Origin of the sequence: Streptomyces sp. NPDC086077 (assembly GCF_040686175.1) — a bacterium.
Taxonomy (GTDB): domain Bacteria; phylum Actinomycetota; class Actinomycetes; order Streptomycetales; family Streptomycetaceae; genus Streptomyces.
This window is the reverse complement of sequence record NZ_JBFBJT010000080.1, coordinates 1-19524: the sequence shown is the minus strand read 5'-3', so window position 1 is coordinate 19524 and position 19524 is coordinate 1. Positions and strand designations below refer to the sequence as shown.

At 70.8% G+C, this 19524-nt stretch carries 15 protein-coding genes; 12 read left to right on the top strand and 3 right to left on the bottom strand.

Translation table 11 applies throughout. The features are described from left to right. Positions 1-50 precede the first annotated feature (50 nt). The 6 genes from AB0O67_RS22660 to serA all read left to right on the top strand — a co-directional run bounded on the left by AB0O67_RS22660 (position 51) and on the right by serA (position 10011). Positions 51-1001 (top strand): 2-hydroxyacid dehydrogenase, encoded by a 951-nt coding sequence (locus AB0O67_RS22660; RefSeq protein ID WP_365452751.1) that lies wholly within the window; start codon positions 51-53, stop codon positions 999-1001. A 408-nt stretch (positions 1002-1409) separates the two neighbouring features. After that, on the top strand, positions 1410-4439 hold the full coding sequence (locus AB0O67_RS22655; RefSeq protein WP_365452748.1) for an EAL domain-containing protein: 3030 nt from the start codon (positions 1410-1412) through the stop codon (positions 4437-4439). 236 nt (positions 4440-4675) lie between these two features. After that, the gene (locus AB0O67_RS22650) at positions 4676-6526 is read left to right on the top strand and encodes an acetolactate synthase large subunit (RefSeq protein WP_365452745.1); all 1851 of its coding nucleotides are present in this window, start codon (positions 4676-4678) and stop codon (positions 6524-6526) included. Between the two features lie 21 nt (positions 6527-6547). Beyond that, positions 6548-7072 carry an acetolactate synthase small subunit gene (gene ilvN, locus AB0O67_RS22645; RefSeq protein ID WP_365452742.1) on the top strand — a complete coding sequence of 175 codons (525 nt, stop codon included), beginning with the start codon at positions 6548-6550 and terminating at the stop codon, positions 7070-7072. A 120-nt stretch (positions 7073-7192) separates the two neighbouring features. Beyond that, positions 7193-8191, top strand: coding sequence for a ketol-acid reductoisomerase (gene ilvC / locus AB0O67_RS22640; RefSeq protein ID WP_365452739.1), 999 nt, complete (start codon positions 7193-7195; stop codon positions 8189-8191). A 230-nt stretch (positions 8192-8421) separates the two neighbouring features. Continuing rightward, positions 8422-10011, top strand: a complete 1590-nt coding sequence (gene serA, locus AB0O67_RS22635; protein ID WP_365452736.1) for a phosphoglycerate dehydrogenase — start codon at positions 8422-8424, stop codon at positions 10009-10011. 56 nt (positions 10012-10067) lie between these two features. On the opposite strand, the gene AB0O67_RS22630 is transcribed toward serA, so the two are convergent. Then, positions 10068-11612 (bottom strand): MFS transporter, encoded by a 1545-nt coding sequence (locus AB0O67_RS22630; RefSeq protein WP_365452733.1) that lies wholly within the window; start codon positions 11610-11612, stop codon positions 10068-10070. 85 nt (positions 11613-11697) lie between these two features. Here AB0O67_RS22630 and AB0O67_RS22625 point away from each other — a divergent pair, with 85 nt between their 5' ends. Further along, positions 11698-12282 carry a TetR/AcrR family transcriptional regulator gene (locus tag AB0O67_RS22625; protein ID WP_365452730.1) on the top strand — a complete coding sequence of 195 codons (585 nt, stop codon included), beginning with the start codon at positions 11698-11700 and terminating at the stop codon, positions 12280-12282. 286 nt (positions 12283-12568) lie between these two features. On the opposite strand, the gene AB0O67_RS22620 is transcribed toward AB0O67_RS22625, so the two are convergent. Next, positions 12569-13768 (bottom strand): helix-turn-helix domain-containing protein, encoded by a 1200-nt coding sequence (locus tag AB0O67_RS22620; protein WP_365452727.1) that lies wholly within the window; start codon positions 13766-13768, stop codon positions 12569-12571. Between the two features lie 143 nt (positions 13769-13911). Here AB0O67_RS22620 and AB0O67_RS22615 point away from each other — a divergent pair, with 143 nt between their 5' ends. Next, on the top strand, positions 13912-14838 hold the full coding sequence (locus tag AB0O67_RS22615; protein WP_365452724.1) for a proline dehydrogenase family protein: 927 nt from the start codon (positions 13912-13914) through the stop codon (positions 14836-14838). 37 nt (positions 14839-14875) lie between these two features. After that, entirely contained in the window at positions 14876-16507 is a 1632-nt protein-coding gene (gene pruA / locus AB0O67_RS22610; protein ID WP_365452721.1) for an L-glutamate gamma-semialdehyde dehydrogenase, read from the top strand. Between the two features lie 92 nt (positions 16508-16599). Here pruA and AB0O67_RS22605 read toward each other — a convergent pair whose 3' ends face one another. Then, complete coding sequence (locus AB0O67_RS22605) at positions 16600-17154, bottom strand: GNAT family N-acetyltransferase (RefSeq protein WP_365452718.1); 555 nt, start codon at positions 17152-17154, stop codon at positions 16600-16602. Between the two features lie 61 nt (positions 17155-17215). On the opposite strand from AB0O67_RS22605, the gene AB0O67_RS22600 reads away from it, so the two are divergent. The 3 genes from AB0O67_RS22600 to AB0O67_RS22590 all read left to right on the top strand — a co-directional run bounded on the left by AB0O67_RS22600 (position 17216) and on the right by AB0O67_RS22590 (position 19291). Further along, positions 17216-17752: an aminoglycoside 2'-N-acetyltransferase gene (locus AB0O67_RS22600; protein ID WP_365452716.1), complete on the top strand. Its 537-nt coding sequence runs from the start codon at positions 17216-17218 to the stop codon at positions 17750-17752. A gap of 244 nt (positions 17753-17996) precedes the next feature. Beyond that, positions 17997-18128: a hypothetical protein gene (locus tag AB0O67_RS22595; RefSeq protein WP_294004210.1), complete on the top strand. Its 132-nt coding sequence runs from the start codon at positions 17997-17999 to the stop codon at positions 18126-18128. Positions 18129-18247: 119 nt separating this feature from the next. Next, complete coding sequence (locus tag AB0O67_RS22590; RefSeq protein ID WP_365452714.1) at positions 18248-19291, top strand: 3-isopropylmalate dehydrogenase; 1044 nt, start codon at positions 18248-18250, stop codon at positions 19289-19291. Positions 19292-19524 lie beyond the last annotated feature (233 nt).

The following is a 19524-nucleotide window of genomic DNA, read 5'->3' as shown; positions in this document are numbered from 1 at the left end:
CCCCCAACCTAACCTCCGCCCGGCCCCGCCCCTCACTTAGCCTCATGACCATGACTGCTGACGTGTGGCTGCCCATCCCGCCGGAGGACATCGAGGGACTTCCGGACGGGCCGACGTACCGCTTCTGGAACGGGGGCGAAACGTTCCCCGCGGACCCCGGCGACTGCTCCTTCTACGTCGTCCCCTACATGAAGCCCTCCGAGGTCGGCGTACGGCCGCTGTCCCGGATGACCTCCGTGGAGGTCGTGCAGACGCTCTCCGCCGGAATCGATCATGTCGAACCGGGGCTGGAAGACCTGCCCCCGGGGGTGCGCCTGTGCAACGCGCGCGGGGTGCACGAGGCGAGCACCGCGGAGCTCGCGCTCACCCTGATCCTCGCCTCGCTGCGCGGGATTCCGGACTTCGTCCGGGCGCAGGACCGGGGCGAGTGGCTCAGCGGTTTCCGGCCGGCGCTCGCCGACCGGAACGTGCTCATCGTCGGCTACGGCTCGATCGGCGAGGCCATCGAGGACCGGCTCACGCCCTTCGAACTCGCGCGGGTGGCGCGCGTCGCGCGCTCAGGGCGCACCACGGCGCGCGGTCCCGTGCATCCGCTCACCGAACTGCCCGCACTTCTGCCCAAGGCGGATGTCGTGATCCTTTCCACGCCGCTGACCGAAACAAGCCGAGGGCTGGTGAACGCCGAGTTCCTGGAGCGGATGAAGGACGGCGCGCTGCTCGTGAACGTCGCCCGTGGGCCGGTCGTGGACTCCAAGGCGCTGCTCGCGGAGCTGGAGAGCGGCCGGATCACCGCGGCCCTGGACGTCACCGACCCGGAGCCGCTCCCGGCCGGGCATCCCTTGTGGCAGGCGCCCGGCCTGCTGATCAGCCCCCATGTCGGCGGTCCCACGTCCGCGTTCCTGCCGCGTGCCAAGCGGTTGCTCGTGGACCAGTTGCACCGTTTCGTGAACCGGGAGCCGTTGCGCAACGTGATCCTTACGACGGGCGCGAAGGATGCGTAGAGCGGTCGGCGTGGGCGACGTGTGACCTGACTCGGGCACCCTCCGCAATCGTCCGGACGCGTTCCGTTCCACGTTCTCGCTGGTGGTCACGGAGCGTAGAGAAGCTATGTCCCTGAGTGACGAGACTGGTGTATCGTCCCGACAGGGGCTGCGCCGTGCACCGTTCGGCGCCGGGGATGGACATTTCAGACTGCGAGGGGGGCGACGGGCGATGCACGGCCTATGGACGAACGATCCGACGAGGCGGGGCCGCCGACGGCGGCCCTGGCGCACGGCCACGCGAAGGCGAGGCCGGCACGCCAGCCACGGCGGGCCCCACCACCGCGGGCTCAACAGCCGCGGGAAGCAGGCGCAATGCGCGCCCCGGGACCCACGGGGCCCGGGAGTGGTACGGACCGGGAGGCCTCGGTGAACTCGCCCTCGCCGACCACGACCACTCTCGACCAGGCGCTGCGACGGCCCTCCGCGCGTGGCGCCCTGCTGCCCCGGCCGCCGGCCACCCGCGGCGGGTCGAGCGTGTACCAGCAACTCGTCCTGGCCCTGCTCTGCGCGGGCTACGCCGTCGGCGCCGCGGTCGGCTGGGGCTCGCCCCATCTCGCCCTCGTCATGGGCGACTTCGGGCTGAGCGCCGCGGCCGCCGCGGCCGCCGTGTCGTGCTTCCTGTACGCGCACAGCCGGCGCGTCCGGTTCCGCTCCGCCTGGCTGCTGTTCGCCCTGTCCTCGGCGATGGCCGCCCTGGGCAACGGGGTCTGGGGCTGGTACGAGGTCGTCCTGGGACTGCCCGTGCCCAGCCCCAGCTACGCCGACCTGTTCTTCCTGTGCTTCGCGCCGCCCGCGATCGTGGGCCTGCTGGTCCTCGCCAAACGGCCGGTGACCAAGGCGGGCTGGGTCTGCCTCTCCCTGGACGCCTGGCTGATCGGCGGCTCCCTGGTCACTCTGTCGTGGAGCCTCGCGCTCGCCCAGGCGGCCCAGGGCGGCGGCCCCGGCGTGGCGCACGCCGCACTGTCGCTTGCGTACCCGCTGCTGGACATCGCGCTGGTCAGCATGGTGCTCGCGCTGCACTTCAGGCGCTCGGGCGCCAACCGCTCCGCGGTGAACACCGCGATCGGCGCGCTCGCCCTGACCGTGATGTGCGACGCCCTGTTCACCTCGCCGCTGCTGCACGACAACTACCGCTCGGGTCAGCTGCTGGACGCGGGATGGTTCGCCGGCTCGCTGCTTCTGGCGTACGCCCCCTGGACCACCCGGCGCCCCGGGCAACCCGGGGACGAGCCGCACGCGCGTGTGGTGCACGAGCACGTGCCGGGACAGCGGGGGAGCGCCCCACCGCACCTGCCCGCGCAGCAGGGCGAGCACAGCCGGTATCCGGCCACCCGGCCGCTCACCGGCTCGCTGGCCGCCCTCACGCCGTACCTCGCCGCCGCCGTCTGCACACTGGGGATCCTCTACAACGTTCTGAACGGCCGCAGCGTCGACCGCGTCGTGCTGCTCACCGGCGGCACGGTCGTGCTCGCGCTGGTGGTGCGCCAGGGGATCATGCTGCTCGACAACATCACCCTCACCCAGGAACTGGCGCAGAAGGAGAACCACTTCCGCTCCCTGGTGCAGGGCTCCAGCGACGTCATCATGATCGCCGCGCCCAACGGCATCCTCCGGTACGTCTCGCCGGCCGCCGCCGGGGTGTACGGACGCCCCGCGGAGGACCTGGTGGGGAGCGAACTGGCCGAGCTCATCCACCCGGAGGACCTGGGCTGCGTGGTGCACGAGGTGCGCCGCTTCCTCGCCGCCAGCCCCCAGGAGGAACCCACCACCCGCATCGAGTGCCGTTTCCGGTCCGGCGAGGGCGGCTGGCTGAACGTCGAGTCGACCGTCAACCGGCACCACGGCGGCCTGATCTTCAACAGCCGGGACGTCACCGAGAGGGTCCGTCTGCAGGCGCAGTTGCAGCACAACGCCGAGCACGACCCGCTCACCGACCTGCCCAACCGCGCGCTGTTCACCCGGCGCGTCCAGCAGGCCCTGTCCGGCCGCCGCAGCACCGACCGCGGCGCCGCCCTGCGAGGCACGGCCGTGCTCTTCATCGACCTGGACGGGTTCAAGGCCGTCAACGACACGATCGGGCACCAGGCAGGGGACGAGCTGCTCGTCCAGGCCGCGCGCAGACTCCAGGACGCGGTCCGCAAGGGTGACACCGCGTCCCGGCTGGGCGGCGACGAGTTCGCGGCCCTGATCGTCGGCGACGGCGCCCGGGACCGGTCCGCCCGCGAACGGCACATCCTGGAGCTCGCCGACCGCCTCAGGCTGACGCTGTCGCAGCCCTACCTCATCGACGGCAACGATGTGCGCGTCGCCGCGTCCATCGGCGTCGCCTTCGCCGAACCGGGCCTCGGCGCGGGCGAGCTGCTGCGCAACGCCGACCTTGCGATGTACCGCGCGAAGTCGGCCGGCAAGGGCCGCGTCGAGCTGTACAAGCCGCAGATGCAGCAGGACGTCGTGCGCAAGGCCGAGCTGGCCACCCGGCTGCGGGCCGCGCTGCACGACGGCGAGTTCACGCTGCTGCACCAGCCGGTCGTGCGCCTGGAGGACGGCCGCATCACGTCGGTCGCCGCGCAGGCGCGCTGGCGGTCGTCGCAAGGGGTGCTGTTCACGCCCGCGGAGTTCCTTCGGGTGGCGGAGGACAGTGACAGGACGGCCGAGCTGGGGCGCTGGGTGCTGGAAGAGGCCGTGGAGCAGGCCGCCGAACGCGCCGCGACCGGCCACGCCGTACCGGTGACCGTCCGGATGGCCGCCCGCCGGCTGCTGGACCGGTCGCTGCCCCTCGGCTCCGTCGAGGCGCTGCTGACCCGGCACGGGCTGCCGTCCGGCGGGCTGGTCATCGAACTGTCCGACATCGATGCCAAGATCTGCCTGGAGGATCTGGAGCGTCGCCTGGGCACCCTCAGGAGGCTCGGGATCCGGATCGCGCTGGACGGCTTCGGCGGCGGCTGTCCGGCCATCACGGCACTGCGCAGACTCCCGCTGGACGTGCTGAAGCTCGACCGGGGGCTGGTCGAGGGCGTCGTCGAGTCCGCACGGTTGCACAAGATCACCAGCGGGCTGCTGCGTATCGCCGGCGATCTCGGCCTGCAGTCCGTGGCGGACGGCGTGGATCTGCCGGAGCAGGTCGTCGCCCTGCGCGCGATGGGCTGCACGCACGGGCAGGGCATGGCCTTCTCCGGGCACCTCGACGAGTACCGGCTGCGCCGTGCGCTCACTTCCGGCCATTGTCCGGTGCCGGACGGGCCGGCCGAACCCGCCTTCGCGGGCGGCGCCGCGGGCGGGTACACCGGCGGTGTGACCACCGTCTTCGGAGGCGGCGCACCCGTGACCACACCCGTCGGCACACCCCTCGCCACTCCGTTGCGCTCACATAATGAGACTCCCGTCCCACCTACTTGACAGTGGGTGCGCGGCGGGGGAGGGTCAGTGCCATGCGCACCCGAATTCTCGTACTTGGACAGCGCGTCGGCTGAGCTGGGACCCACCGGAGGACGATCCGGGACACCCAGCGACCACACCGGCGCGCTCCCCTCGCTTGCCTTACGGCACGAGGGGTTTTTTGTTGCACAGGCACCTGCCGTACCGCAGTCGTACACCGTACAAACCTCGCAAAAACCCTCAGCATCGAGAAGAGAATGCCGATGACCGAGCAGGCCACCGGGGCCCATCACCCGCAGCCGCGGCCCCGATCCGGAGGACAGTCCGCCCCCGAGCACGTCACGGGCGCGCAGTCCCTCATCCGCTCTCTCGAGGAGGTCGGCGCCGACACGGTATTCGGCATCCCCGGCGGTGCGATCCTCCCGGCGTACGACCCGCTGATGGACTCGGGCAAGGTCCGGCACGTGCTGGTGCGGCACGAGCAGGGCGCCGGTCACGCGGCCACCGGTTACGCGCAGGCCACCGGGCGGGTCGGCGTCTGCATGGCGACCTCCGGCCCCGGCGCCACCAACCTGGTCACGCCGATCGCCGACGCGCACATGGACTCCGTGCCGCTGGTCGCGATCACCGGCCAGGTCGCCTCCAAGGCGATCGGCACGGACGCCTTCCAGGAGGCGGACATCGTCGGCATCACCATGCCGATCACCAAGCACAACTTCCTGGTCACCAAGGCCGAGGACATCCCCCGGGTGATCGCGCAGGCGTTCCACATCGCCTCCACCGGCCGCCCCGGACCGGTCCTGGTCGACATCGCCAAGGACGCCCTCCAGGCGCGGACCACGTTCTCCTGGCCTCCCATCATGGACCTGCCCGGCTACCGCCCGGTGACCAAGCCGCACGCCAAGCAGATCCGTGAGGCCGCCAAGCTGATCACCTCCGCCAGGCGGCCGGTGCTGTACGTCGGCGGCGGCGTGCTCAAGGCCAGGGCCACCGCCGAGCTGAAGGTCCTCGCCGAGCTCACCGGCGCGCCCGTCACCACCACCCTGATGGCGCTCGGAGCGTTCCCCGACAGCCACCCGCTGCACGTGGGCATGCCCGGCATGCACGGTGCGGTCTCCGCCGTCACCGCCCTGCAGAAGGCCGACCTGATCGTCGCCCTCGGCGCCCGCTTCGACGATCGCGTCACCGGCAAGCTGGACAGCTTCGCCCCGTACGCCAAGATCGTGCACGCCGACATCGACCCGGCCGAGATCGGCAAGAACCGCGAGGCCGACGTGCCGATCGTGGGGGACGCGCGCGAGGTCATCGCCGATCTGATCCAGGCCGTGCAGAAGGAGCACAGCGAGGGCCACCGCGGCGACTACGAGGCCTGGTGGAAGGACCTCAGCCGCTGGCGTGACACCTACCCGCTCGGCTACGACCAGCCCGACGACGGCTCGCTCTCCCCGCAGCAGGTCATCGAGCGCATCGGCCAACTCGCCCCCGAAGGCACGGTCTTCGCGGCCGGTGTCGGCCAGCACCAGATGTGGGCCGCGCACTTCATCCGGTATGAGAAGCCCGCCACGTGGCTGAACTCCGGCGGCGCCGGGACGATGGGGTACGCCGTCCCCGCGGCCATGGGTGCCAAGGCCGGCGCGCCCGACCGGGCCGTCTGGGCGATCGACGGCGACGGCTGCTTCCAGATGACCAATCAGGAGCTCACCACCTGCGCCCTGAACAACATCCCGATCAAGGTCGCCGTCATCAACAACGGCGCCCTCGGGATGGTCCGCCAGTGGCAGACCCTCTTCTACAACCAGCGGTACTCCAACACCGTGCTGCACTCCGGCCCCGACGACGTCAACCCGCAGGCCCGGGGCACCCGTGTCCCCGACTTCGTGAAGCTGTCGGAGGCCATGGGCTGCTACGCGATCCGCTGCGAGGACCCCGCCGACCTAGACAAGGTCATCGAGGAGGCGAACTCGATCAACGACCGCCCGGTCGTCGTCGACTTCATCGTCCACGAGGACGCGATGGTGTGGCCGATGGTCGCCGCCGGCACCTCCAACGACGAGATCATGGCCGCCCGGGACGTCCGCCCGGACTTCGGCGACAGCGAAGACGACTGAAGAGAGAGCTGAGTCAAGAACATGTCCAAGCACACGCTCTCGGTCCTGGTGGAGAACACGCCGGGCATCCTGGCCCGGATCGCCGCCCTGTTCTCCCGCCGCGGCTTCAACATCGACTCGCTCGCGGTCGGCGTCACCGAGCACCCCGACATCTCCCGCATCACGATCGTGGTGAGCGTCGCCGACCTGCCGCTGGAGCAGGTGACCAAACAGCTCAACAAGCTGGTCAACGTCCTGAAGATCGTCGAGCTGGAGCCGGCCCAGGCCGTGCAGCGCGAACTCGTCCTGGTGAAGGTGCGCGCCGACAACGAGACGCGCTCCCAGGTCGTGGAGATCGTCCAGCTCTTCCGCGCCAAGACCGTCGACGTCTCCCCGGAGGCCGTCACCATCGAGGCCACCGGAAGCAGCGACAAGCTGTCCGCCATGCTCAAGATGCTGGAGCCGTACGGCATCAAGGAGCTGGTCCAGTCCGGCACGATCGCGATCGGCCGCGGAGCCCGTTCGATCACGGACCGCTCGCTGCGCGCGCTGGACCGGTCGGCGTAACGAGGTGAGACGGGTGGCCCGCCCGACACGGGCCGCCCGTATGGCGAGACCCCGAACCTTCCCTTCCCTCCACCGTCATACGGTGGGACGCAACATCTGCACTCCAAGGAGAGACCCAAAGTGGCCGAGCTGTTCTACGACGCCGACGCCGACCTGTCCATCATCCAGGGCCGCAAGGTCGCGGTCATCGGTTACGGCAGCCAGGGCCACGCCCACGCCCTGTCGCTGCGTGACTCGGGTGTCGACGTCCGCGTCGGTCTGCACGAGGGTTCCAAGTCCAAGGCCAAGGCCGAGGAGCAGGGCCTGCGCGTGGTCACCCCGGCGGAGGCCGCCGCGGAGGCCGACGTCATCATGATCCTCGTTCCGGACCCGATCCAGTCCCAGGTCTACGAGGAGTCCATCAAGGACAACCTCAAGGACGGCGACGCGCTGTTCTTCGGCCACGGCTTCAACATCCGCTTCGGCTTCATCAAGCCCCCGGCCGGCGTCGACGTCTGCATGGTCGCCCCCAAGGGCCCGGGCCACCTGGTGCGCCGTCAGTACGAGGAGGGCCGCGGCGTTCCCTGCATCGCGGCCGTCGAGCAGGACGCCACGGGCAACGCCTTCGCGCTGGCCCTGTCGTACGCCAAGGGCATCGGCGGCACCCGCGCCGGCGTCATCAAGACGACCTTCACCGAGGAGACCGAGACCGACCTGTTCGGTGAGCAGGCCGTCCTCTGCGGTGGCACGGCCGCCCTGGTGAAGGCTGGTTTCGAGACGCTGACCGAGGCCGGCTACCAGCCGGAGATCGCGTACTTCGAGTGCCTGCACGAGCTGAAGCTGATCGTCGACCTCATGTACGAGGGCGGCCTGGAGAAGATGCGCTGGTCGATCTCCGAGACCGCCGAGTGGGGCGACTACGTCACCGGCCCCCGGATCATCACCGACGCCACCAAGGCGGAGATGAAGAAGGTCCTCGCCGAGATCCAGGACGGGTCCTTCGCCCAGGCCTGGATGGACGAGTACCACGGCGGTCTGAAGAAGTACAACGAGTACAAGCAGCAGGACTCCGAGCACCTGCTGGAGACCACGGGCAAGGAGCTGCGCAAGCTGATGTCCTGGGTCAACGAAGACGCGTGAGCCCCGGACGACGGGGCCGGAGCACAGCCTTCCGGCCCCGTTGTCCAACCCGTCGAACCACGGACGGGTGATCCTTCCGCAGAGGCGGAGGACGACCCAGGCGGCGCCACTACACTGCCGTATACATACGCGTCAGGCCCACAGCGTCGTGCGTCTTCCACGCGGCTAGCACCCCTCCACCGCCTGCGGCCGTCGGGACGGCCGTCCGCATTGGACTTGTGAGGACTCACGTGAGCTCGAAACCCGTCGTACTCATCGCTGAAGAGCTGTCGCCCGCCACCGTGGACGCACTGGGACCGGACTTCGAGATCCGGCACTGCAACGGAGCGGACCGGGCCGAGCTGCTCCCCGCCATCGCCGACGTCGACGCGATCCTGATCCGCTCCGCCACCAAGGTCGACGCCGAGGCCGTCGCCGCCGCGCACAAGCTCAAGGTCGTCGCACGAGCCGGCGTCGGCCTGGACAACGTCGACGTCTCCGCCGCCACCAAGGCCGGCGTGATGGTCGTCAACGCCCCCACCTCGAACATCGTGACCGCCGCCGAGCTGGCCTGCGGTCTCCTGCTGGCCACCGCGCGCAACATCCCGCAGGCCAACGCCGCGCTGAAGAACGGCGAGTGGAAGCGCAGCAAGTACACCGGCGTCGAGCTGGCCGAGAAGACCCTCGGTGTGGTGGGCCTCGGTCGTATCGGCGCGCTCGTCGCCCAGCGGATGTCCGCCTTCGGCATGAAGGTCGTCGCCTACGACCCCTACGTGCAGCCCGCGCGGGCCGCGCAGATGGGCGTCAAGGTGCTGTCGCTGGACGAGCTGCTCCAGGTCTCCGACTTCATCACCGTCCACCTGCCCAAGACCCCCGAGACGCTCGGCCTGATCGGAGCCGAGGCGCTGCGCAAGGTCAAGCCGAGCGTGCGGATCGTCAACGCCGCGCGCGGCGGGATCGTGGACGAGGAGGCGCTGTACTCGGCGCTGAAGGAGGGCCGCGTCGCCGGCGCCGGCCTCGACGTGTACGCCAAGGAGCCCTGCACGGACTCCCCGCTGTTCGAGTTCGACCAGGTCGTCTCCACGCCGCACCTCGGCGCCTCCACCGACGAGGCACAGGAGAAGGCCGGTATCGCCGTCGCCAGGTCGGTGCGGCTCGCCCTCGCCGGTGAGCTGGTCCCGGACGCGGTCAACGTGCAGGGCGGCGTGATCGCCGAGGACGTCAAGCCGGGCCTGCCGCTGGCCGAGCGGCTCGGCCGGATCTTCACCGCGCTCGCCGGTGAGGTGGCCGTACGACTGGACGTCGAGGTGTACGGCGAGATCACCCAGCACGATGTGAAGGTGCTGGAGCTCTCGGCGCTGAAGGGCGTCTTCGAGGACGTCGTCGACGAGACGGTGTCCTACGTCAACGCCCCGCTGTTCGCCCAGGAGCGCGGCGTCGAGGTGCGGCTGACCACCAGCTCGGAGTCGCCGGACCACCGCAACGTCGTGACCGTGCGCGGCACGCTCGGCGACGGCGAGGAGGTGTCGGTGTCCGGCACGCTCGCCGGCCCCAAGCACCTGCAGAAGATCGTCGCGGTCGGCGAGTACGACGTGGACCTCGCGCTCGCCGACCACATGGTCGTCCTGCGGTACGAGGACCGCCCGGGTGTCGTCGGCACGGTCGGCCGGATCATCGGCGAGGCCGGCATCAACATCGCCGGGATGCAGGTGGCGCGGGCGGCGGTCGGCGGCGAGGCGCTCGCCGTCCTGACCGTCGACGACACGGTGCCCTCCGGCGTGCTCGCCGAGGTCGCCCAGGAGATCGGGGCCACCTCGGCCCGGTCGGTGAACCTGGTCTGAGGCCCGGCGGGGGACCGAGGGCCGCCGCCCCCGGCCCCGCGCTCCGGGCCACGCCGTCAGACGCCGGACGGGCTGAGCTTGTCAGCCTGTCCGGCGTCTTCGTGTGTCCGCGCCCGGATCCGCCGCAGGCTCACCGCGGCCAGCACCGCCGCTCCCGACAGCAGCACGGCTCCGGCGATCCCCGCCGCCTGCATCCCGTCGGTGAACGCCGCCCGCGCCGCCGTCGCCAGGGCGTCTCCCGTGCGCTCCGGCATCCGGCCGGCGACGGCCAGCGCGCCGCCGAGCGTCTCGTGGGCCGCGTCCGGGGCCGAGGACGGGATCCCGTGCCGGTACACGGCCGTACCGACGGAGCCGAGGACCGCCATGCCGAGGGCGCCGCCGAACTCCGCGCCGGTCTCCATGAGCGAGGAAGCCGAGCCGGCCCGCTCCACCGGGACGCCGCTCAGGGCGAGGTCCATGATCTGGGACATGACCATCACCAGTCCGGACGCGAGCACCCCGCACGCCACGAGCACCAGCGCCATCGTGTCCGTGCCGGCGAAGGCCAGCAGCGTGTAGCCGCTCGCCGCGATCGCGAACCCGGCGGCGACGACGTACGCGCGGTTAACGCCTTGCTGCACCAGCCGGGCCGCCAGCGGGGCGGCGAGGCCGATCGGCAGCGACGGCAGCAGTGCCCACAGGGCTGCCTCGAGCGCGCTGCTGCCGAGCACCGACTGCAGGTACTGCGTGGTGAAGTACGCGGAGCCCATCACCCCGAAGGCCGAGATCAGGTTGAGGGCGACGGCGGGGGTGAAGCCGGGGCCACGGAAGAGGGCGGGGGAGATCATCGGGGACCTGGCCGTGCGCTGGCGTTGGACGAAGAGGGCCGCGAAGAGCAGGCCGACCGTGATCGAGATGACGTAGCGGACGTTCCAGCCCTGCGAGGGGATCTCCTTCAGGCCGTAGACGACGGGCAGTACCGCCGCCATCGACAGCGGGACGCTCAGCCAGTCGAAGCGGCCGGGGGCCGGGTCCCGTGACTCGGGCAGCAGCAGGGGGCCGAGGAGCAGCAGCAGGGCCATCGCGGGCAGGTTGACCAGGAAGACCGAGCCCCACCAGAAGAACTCCACCAGCACCCCGCTCAGCACGGAGCCCAGCGCGACGCCCGCCGTCATCACGCCGGACCACACCGCGATCGCCTTCGCCCGCTGGGCCGCGTCGGTGAACATCGTCCGGACCAGGGCCAGCGTCGAGGGCATCAGGGTCGCCCCGCCGATGCCGAGCACCGCACGGGCCGCGATCAGCGTCTCGGCGCTGTTCGCGTACGCCGCCACCAGTGAGGCCGCCCCGAACGCGGCCGCGCCGATCAGCAGGAGTCTGCGGCGGCCGACACGGTCGCCGACCGAACCCATCGTCATCAGCAGGCCGGCCAGCACGAAGGCGTAGATGTCGAAGATCCACAGCTGCTGGGTGCCGGTGGGTTCCAGGTCCGCGCCGATCGCCGGGACGGCGAAGTAGAGGACCGAGACGTCCATCGAGACCAGCAGCAGCGGCAGCATCAGGACGCCGAGCGCGGTCCATTCCCGGCGCCCCGCGCGGGAGTTCGTCGGATTCGTTGTCATGGCCCGGGACTGTACGGCCGTCTTAAACGGTTGTCTAGTACGAGCGTTTAAGACGGTTGTTTATGAACCGCGCTACGATGACGCCATGGGACACCGCGAGGATCTGCTCGAAGGCGCCAAGCGCTGCCTGCTGGAGAAGGGCTTCGCCCGCACCACCGCGCGCGACATCGTCAAGGAGTCGGGGACCAACCTCGCCTCCATCGGCTACCACTACGGGTCCAAGGACGCCCTGCTCGCTCAGGCCTACGTCTCCCTGGTGGAGGGGATGGGTGACGAGTTCGAGGAGGGCGAGGAGCGGATAACCGGTGCGCCCGGCTCCCTGGAGCGGTTCGGCCAGGTGTGGGCGAACATCATCGCCACCATGCGTGAGCCCGGTTCGCTGTGGCGGCTCAGCATGGAGATCGTCGTCATGGGCGACCAACTGCCCGAGGTGCGCGAACATCTGGCGCAGGCCCAGCGGGAGGCCGGGCGCGGGCTCATCCCGCTGCTCATGGGCGGGCGCGAGGAGGACGTGCCGGACGAGGCCGTGGACAGCCTCGGCACGTTCTACATCACCGTGATGACCGGGCTCATCGCCCTGTGGACCTTCGACCCCAAGACGGCACCGACGGCGGAGGAACTCACCGAAGGGCTACGCCGGGTGATCGCCGCGGAGGCGCGGCAGGGCTGAGCGGCCGCGACGCCCGGCCGGCCGGTGCCGCCAGGGCGGCCACCAGGCAGGCGGCGCCCAGCACCGCCCGCCCACACCCCGCCGTACGAATCGAACAGGTCGCGGGCGGAGGCACCGAGGAAGGCCGGGGCGCCCGCGCCCCACCGGTGGGCGCAGTCGGCCCAGCCGAACAGGACGGGGCCGTCGTCGCCGTACGACCGGCGCCGCAGGGTGCGATGACCGGCGGCACGGTCGCCTCGTGTGATGCCGTTGGTGGAGGCGCCGCAGAGGTGAAGGCCTCCTCGGCTCACAGCCGCGTCCCCTTCAGCACCATGTGCAGCAACAGCCGGTCCTCCCCGTCGTCCAGGTCGAGTCCGGTCAGCTGTTCCACCCGGGAGAGCCGGTAGTACAGCGTCTGCCGGTGGATGCCCAGCTCGGCGGCCGTGCGGGCGGCCTGGCCCGCGCAGTCCAGGTAGACCTCGGCCGTGCGGGCGAGTTCGTGGTGGGCGGGGGACAGGAGCGGGGCGATCGCGGGGTCGTGGGCCGTCTCCGGGGGGAGGGCGGTCAGCAGGCGGTACGGGCCGATGCGGGACCATTCGGCGACCGGGCCGAGGTGGGGCTGGGCGAGGGCCGCGCGGGCGGCGTCCGCCGCCTCCTGCCAGGCCGTGCCCAGGTCGGCGAGGCCGGTCAGCGGATCGCCCACGCCCGCCCGTGCACCCTCCCTCAGCAGCCGGTTCGCCGCCGTCAGGGCGGGAGTGCGGACGTCCGTGGAGCGCAGCCGGACCAGCACCGCGAGGCTCTGGCCCGTCGTACCCCAGGGGATCGTGCACAGCGCCGTCGTGTGCGGCACCGCGCGGGCCGACGGGGCGTCCTCCGGGTCGGCCGACGGCCAGGGCGCCACGCACACCACCGCGTGCGGCCCCTCCCCGCGCGTGCCGAGGGCCGTGCGCAGGGCGGCCACCGCCATGTCGCGCTGCCAGCCGCGCTCCGCCGTCAGCACGGCCCGGAACTCCCTGGTGAGATCGGCGCCCGCCTGCGCCTCGTCGGCGAGCAGCGCGCCGATCCGGCCGGTCACCTCCATGGCCGCCGCCAGCTGGGCATCGGTGGGGCCGGGCTCGCCGTCGAGCAGCCAGACGTAACCGAGGACGACCCCCCGATGCCGGACCGGAAGGCAGATACGACCCCGGTGGACGCCGGCCTCGGGGGTGCGCGGGATGCGTACCGGCCCGGTCGCGCGGGTGATGCCGAAGCCCTCGAACCAGGCACGGACCGTGGCCGTGGAGCGGCGGGTCAGGATCGAGCGGGTGCGGACCGGGTCCAGGGCGGACGGATCGAGGTCGCCCTCGCTGTCGTACGCGCCGAAGGCGATCAGCTCGAAGTCGCGGTTCTCCAGGGTCGCGGGGGCGCCCAGGAGCTCGGAGATCTCGTCGACCAGCTCCTGGTAGTCGTCCCGGTAATCGGCTGTCACCCGGGCATTCTCCCCCATTTTCCGAGGGCCTTCATACATCTGTCTGAGATCCTCGGCACGGATGCGTGACAGCTGTCGATGGCCCACGATCGAAGGGATCCATAGCTTTCACGGTGGTTCTCCGTGCCGTACCCGGACCGTCGGGTACCGGTCTTGTGTTGGTTGTGTTCTGGAGGTGCCCCGTGCTGGGTCCCGTGATTCTGGCCGCGTCGCGCAGCGACCGGATGCGACGCCTCGTGACGGCGGCCCCGGTGACGAAACAGGTCGTCGACCGCTTCATCCCGGGTGAGCGCGTGGACGACGTCGTGCCGATCATCGAGGGCCTCACCGGCCGCGGCCTGGAGCTGACGATGGACGTCGTCGGCGAGGACATCACCACCCGTGAGCAGGCCGCCGCCGCCCGGGACGCCTACCTGGAGCTGATCGACCGGCTCAAGCCGCTGGAGCTGGGCGAGCGGGCCGAGATGTCCGTGAAGCTGTCGATGTTCGGGCAGGCCCTGGAGGGTGGTCACGAGCTGGCGCTCGCCAATGTCCGCCCCGTCGTCGAGGCCGCCGCCGAGATCGGCACGACGGTGACGCTGGACGCGGAGGACCACACCACACTCGACTCGATGTTCGCCATCCACGAGGAGCTGCGGAAGGACCACCCGCGGACCGGCTGCGTCATCCAGGCCTACCTCTTCCGCACCGAGGCCGACGCCCGCCGCCTCGCCGCGGACGGCAGCCGCGTCCGGCTGGTGAAGGGGGCGTACAAGGAGCCCGCCGAGGTCGCGTACCAGCAGAAGCACGAGATCGACAAGGCGTACGTCCGGATCCTGCGCACCCTGATGGAGGGCGAGGGGTACCCGATGATCGGGTCCCACGACCCGCGCCTGATCTCCATCGCCCAGGAGCTCGCGCACCGCGCCGGGCGCAAGCTGAACGAGTACGAGTTCCAGATGCTGTACGGCATCCGGAGCGAGGAGCACCTCCGGCTCGCCGCCGAAGGTCACCGCATGCGCGTCTACACCGCGTACGGCACCGACTGGTACGGCTACTTCATGCGGAGGCTCGCGGAAAAGCCCGCCAACCTGCGGTTCTTCGCGCGCTCCATGGTCACCAAGGGCTGAACCCGAAACACCCGCTCATTAAGGAGTTACGGAACACATGGACGCTGTGACCCAGGTCCCCACCCCCGTCAACGAGCCGGTGCACGGCTACGCCCCCGGCTCGCCCGAGCGCGCCCGCCTGGAGGTCAAGCTCAAGGAGCTGGCCGAGAACCCCATCGACCTGACCTGCACCATCGGCGGTGAGCGCCGGATGGGCGGTGGCGAGGAGTTCCAGGTCGTGCAGCCGCACAACCACAAGGCCGTGCTCGGCACCTACCGCAACGCCACCCAGCAGGACGCGCGGGACGCCATCGACGCCGCCCTCGCCGCCGCGCCGGCCTGGCGCGCCATGTCCTTCGACGACCGCGCGGCGATCATCCTGCGCGCCGCCGAGCTGCTGGCCGGCCCCTGGCGCGAGACGATGGCCGCCTCCACCATGCTCGGCCAGTCCAAGACCGCCCAGCAGGCGGAGATCGACACCCCCTGCGAGCTGGTCGACTTCTGGCGCTTCAACGTCGCCTACGCCCGCCGGCTGCTGGCCGAGCAGCCCCCGGCCAACTCCCCGGGCGTCTGGAACCGTCTCGACCACCGCCCGCTGGAGGGCTTCGTCTACGCGATCACGCCGTTCAACTTCACGGCCATCGCGGGCAACCTGCCCACCGCGCCCGCCCTCATGGGCAACGTCGTGGTCTGGAAGCCGAGCCCGACGCAGACCCACGCCGCCGTGCTGCTGATGCGGCTGCTGGAGGAGGCCGGTCTGCCCAAGGGTGTCATCAACCTCGTCACCGGCGACGGCATCGAGGTCTCCGAGGTCGCCCTGACCCACCGCGACCTCGCCGGCATCCACTTCACCGGCTCGACCAAGACCTTCCAGTACCTGTGGAAGACGGTCGGCAACAACATCGAGAAGTACCGCACCTACCCGCGTCTGGTCGGCGAGACCGGCGGCAAGGACTTCGTGGTCGCCCACCCGAGCGCCGACCGTGCCGTCCTCAAGACCGCGCTGACCCGGGGTGCCTTCGAGTACCAGGGCCAGAAGTGCTCCGCGACCTCCCGCGCGTACGTCCCGGCGTCCATCTGGAACTCCGGCTTCAAGGAGGAGTTCGCCGCCGAGGTCGACTACATCACCATGGGTGACGTCACCGACCTGTCGAACTTCGTCGGCGCCGTGATCGACGAGCGTGCCTTCGCCAAGAACAAGGCCGCGATCGACCGGGCCAAGGCCGATCCGAGCTGCACCATCGTCGCGGGCGGCTCCTACGACGACTCGGTCGGCTACTTCGTCCGCCCGACGGTCATCGAGTGCACCGACCCGGAGAACGAGGTCTTCACCACCGAGTACTTCGGCCCGATCCTCGCCGTGCACGTCTACGAGGACGACAAGTACGACGAGATGCTCACGCAGATGGAGTCGGCGTCGGACTACGCGCTGACCGGCTCGGTGATCTCGGGTGACCGCGCCGCCACCGCGTACACCATGGACAAGCTGCGCTACGCGGCCGGCAACTTCTACATCAACGACAAGTCGACCGGCGCCGTCGTCGGCCAGCAGCCCTTCGGCGGTGGCCGCGCGTCCGGCACCAACGACAAGGCGGGCGCCCCGCAGAACCTGATGCGCTGGACCCTGACCCGCGCCATCAAGGAGACCCTGGTCGCGCCGACCGACTACACCTACCCCCACATGGGCTGACACATCGTCGCCCCACCACCGGGCCAGGGCGCCTCTTCCCCCGGGAGGCACCCTGGCCCGCGTGCGTCACCCGCCCTCCCGGAGGGCGGCCATCAGCCCTGGGCCAGGACCCAGCGGGCTTTCGGCAGGCGGTACACGACGTTCTCGCGCAGAGGGCTGTCCTCGGGGACGGTGGGGTCGGGGAAGTCCACGGTCGGGTCGTGGGCCATGGTCAGGCGGGTCATCACGGCGCGGGAGCGGTCGTTGGCCTTCGTGGTGACGGCGAGGATCTCCGGCAGGTTCAGGTGCGTGAAGCCGAAGTGCAGGGCGGCCCGGGCGGCCTCCGTGGCGTAGCCGTGGCCCCACGCGGCGCGTGCCAGGCGCCAGCCGGCCTCCACGCCGGTGAAGGACTGTCCCTCGTCCACCGGATCCAGGCCGGTGAAGCCGATGAACTCGCCGGTGCCGCGCACCTCCACCGCCCAGAACCCCCAGCCCCGCCCGTCCAGTTCGGCCTGGAAGCGGGCCACGGCCGCGTCGCACTGCTCCCGGGTGGGCATGCCCGGCAGATGGCGGCGGACCTCCGGGTCGGCGTTGATCGCGGCCCAGGGTGTGAGGTCGGACTCCCGCCACTCGCGGAGCAGCAGGCGTTCGGTGCGGAGTCGGGGCATCGCGCCAACGTAACGAGGGCGGGGCGGGCCGGCCATCGAATTACCCCGCGATACTGGCCCCATGACCACCCGTACCGTCCACACCGCCGACCTCGGCCCCGCCGAACTGCGCGCCGTCCGGGGCTTTCTGCACGACGCCTTCGACGCCGACTTCGGTGACTCCGACTGGGATCACGCGCTGGGCGGCATGCACGCCCTGGTGCACGACGAGCGCGGGCTCGCCGCACACGGCGCGGTCGTCATGCGGCGGGTACGGCACGGGCAGCGGTGGCTGCGGGTGGGGTACGTCGAGGCGGTCGCCGTACGGCACGATGTGCGGCGCACGGGACTCGGGGGAGCAGTCATGGCGGCTCTGGAGGGGATCATCACCCGCGCCTACGCCATGGGCGCCCTGTCCGCCAGCGACGACGGAGCCCGGCTGTACGAGGCCCGGGGCTGGCAGGCGTGGGGCGGGCGGGTCTGCGCGCTCGGTCCGGACGGCATGGTCCGGCTGCCCGAGGAGGAGGGCTCCACCTATGTGTGGCCGGTGGCGGCCGAACGGGTGGCCGGTGCCGAAGGTGAACTGGTCTTCGACTGGCGCGACGGCGACGTCCTTTAGCAAAGGCGCAGGTCAGTGCCGGGTGACGCAATCCGGCGTCTCAGATAGTAGGAAGTCCGAGTAATTGTGGAGACAGATGCTCCGTCCTCGCCTAGCTTTGTAGGAGCCGAACGTCTCGCCAGATCCAGCGAATGGCGGTCGTGAGCCGGGCCCCGTGCAGGCAACCCCTGCGGCCCGCTCCCCGCCCACCCGGCGTCTCGAAATCCCCTGCCGCACTCCACGCATTCGAAGGAGTCGATTTCCCATGGCCGAGACGACCGTCCGCCGCCGAGTCCGTCACGTCTCCCGTACGAGTGACTCCGACCGCAAGAACGCCGCGGCCGCCCTCCAGCGCGCCCTCGACCGCCGGGACAACGGCGGCGAGACCGGCCACTGAGAACGGCCACTGAGACCGGCCGCGAGTCCCTGCGGGAGCTGCATCCGCAGGGGAGCCGCGCCATGTCCGTATCGCGGACGCCGCATGTCATCCCATGGGACGAGGAGTAGGGTGCCCGCATGTCTCGCAGCATCAATCTCGCAGTGATCCCCGGTGACGGCATCGGCCAGGAGGTCGTGACCGAAGGCCTGAAGGTCCTCTCCGCCGCGCTCCCGCAGGATGTGAAGCTGGAGACGAAGGAGTACGACTTCGGCGCCCGGCGCTACCACGCCACCGGTGAGACCCTCACCGACGCCGACCTCGACGCCCTCAAGCGGCACGACGCCATCCTGCTGGGCGCCATCGGTGACCCCGGCGTCCCCTCCGGCGTCCTGGAGCGCGGCTTCCTGCTCAAGCTCCGCTTCGCCTTCGACCACCACGTCAACCTGCGTCCGTCGAAGCTGCTGCCCGGCGTCGCCACCCCGCTCGCCGGGGAGCCGCGGATCGACTTCGTGGTCGTCCGTGAGGGCACCGAGGGCCCCTACACCGGCAACGGCGGCACCATCCGCAAGGGCACCGAGCACGAGGTCGCCACCGAGGTGTCCGTCAACACGGCCTACGGCGTCGAGCGTGTCGTCCGCGACGCCTTCGCCCGCGCCCAGGCCCGTCCGCGCAAGAAGCTCACGCTGGTCCACAAGAACAACGTGCTCACCTTCGCGGGCCACCTGTGGACGAACATCTTCAACAAGGTGGCCGAGGAGTACCCCGAGGTCACCACCGAGTACATCCATGTCGACGCCGCGACCATCTACCTGGTCACCCAGCCCGAGCGGTTCGACGTCGTCGTCACGGACAACCTCTTCGGCGACATCATCACCGACCTCGCCGCGGCCGTCTCCGGCGGCATCGGCGTCGCCGCGAGCGGGAACATCAACCCGTCCGGCGAGTTCCCCTCGATGTTCGAGCCCGTGCACGGTTCCGCGCCCGACATCGCCGGCCAGGGCAAGGCCGATCCCACCGCCACGGTCCTGTCCGTCGCGCTGCTGCTCCGCCACCTGGGCCTGGAGGCCGAGGCGACCCGCATCGAGGAGGCGGTCGCCGCCGACCTCGCCGAGCGGGTCGGCAAGCCGGAGCGCGGCACCTCCGAGATCGGCGACGCGCTCGCCGTACGAGTAGCCGGCTGACCCGCGCCACTCGAAACGCCGCTGCAGAGTACCTGCAGACTTCGAAGCCGCCGGGTCGCAATCCGCACCCGGCGGCTTTTCACTGTCCCCGTCGGGTGCGACCATCAACCCCTGGGCCGCATTCATGCCGTTTTCCGTCCACGGCCACCCGCGCGCGATAATCGAACGCGGAGCCGCGGAATGAGGGAATGTTCGGACGTCCTAGCACTGGCCACTGGCAGTACGGGCGTGAG

Coding starts and splice junctions, on each gene's coding strand:
- AB0O67_RS22660 (WP_365452751.1), top strand. CDS start 51: ATGACTGCTGACGTGTGGCTGCCCATCCCGCCGGAGGACATCGAGGGA.
- AB0O67_RS22650 (WP_365452745.1), top strand. CDS start 4,676: ATGCCGATGACCGAGCAGGCCACCGGGGCCCATCACCCGCAGCCGCGG.
- ilvN (WP_365452742.1), top strand. CDS start 6,548: ATGTCCAAGCACACGCTCTCGGTCCTGGTGGAGAACACGCCGGGCATC.
- AB0O67_RS22630 (WP_365452733.1), bottom strand. CDS start 11,612: ATGACAACGAATCCGACGAACTCCCGCGCGGGGCGCCGGGAATGGACC.
- AB0O67_RS22625 (WP_365452730.1), top strand. CDS start 11,698: ATGGGACACCGCGAGGATCTGCTCGAAGGCGCCAAGCGCTGCCTGCTG.
- AB0O67_RS22620 (WP_365452727.1), bottom strand. CDS start 13,768: ATGTATGAAGGCCCTCGGAAAATGGGGGAGAATGCCCGGGTGACAGCC.
- pruA (WP_365452721.1), top strand. CDS start 14,876: ATGGACGCTGTGACCCAGGTCCCCACCCCCGTCAACGAGCCGGTGCAC.
- AB0O67_RS22605 (WP_365452718.1), bottom strand. CDS start 17,154: ATGCCCCGACTCCGCACCGAACGCCTGCTGCTCCGCGAGTGGCGGGAG.
- AB0O67_RS22600 (WP_365452716.1), top strand. CDS start 17,216: ATGACCACCCGTACCGTCCACACCGCCGACCTCGGCCCCGCCGAACTG.
- AB0O67_RS22595 (WP_294004210.1), top strand. CDS start 17,997: ATGGCCGAGACGACCGTCCGCCGCCGAGTCCGTCACGTCTCCCGTACG.
- AB0O67_RS22590 (WP_365452714.1), top strand. CDS start 18,248: ATGTCTCGCAGCATCAATCTCGCAGTGATCCCCGGTGACGGCATCGGC.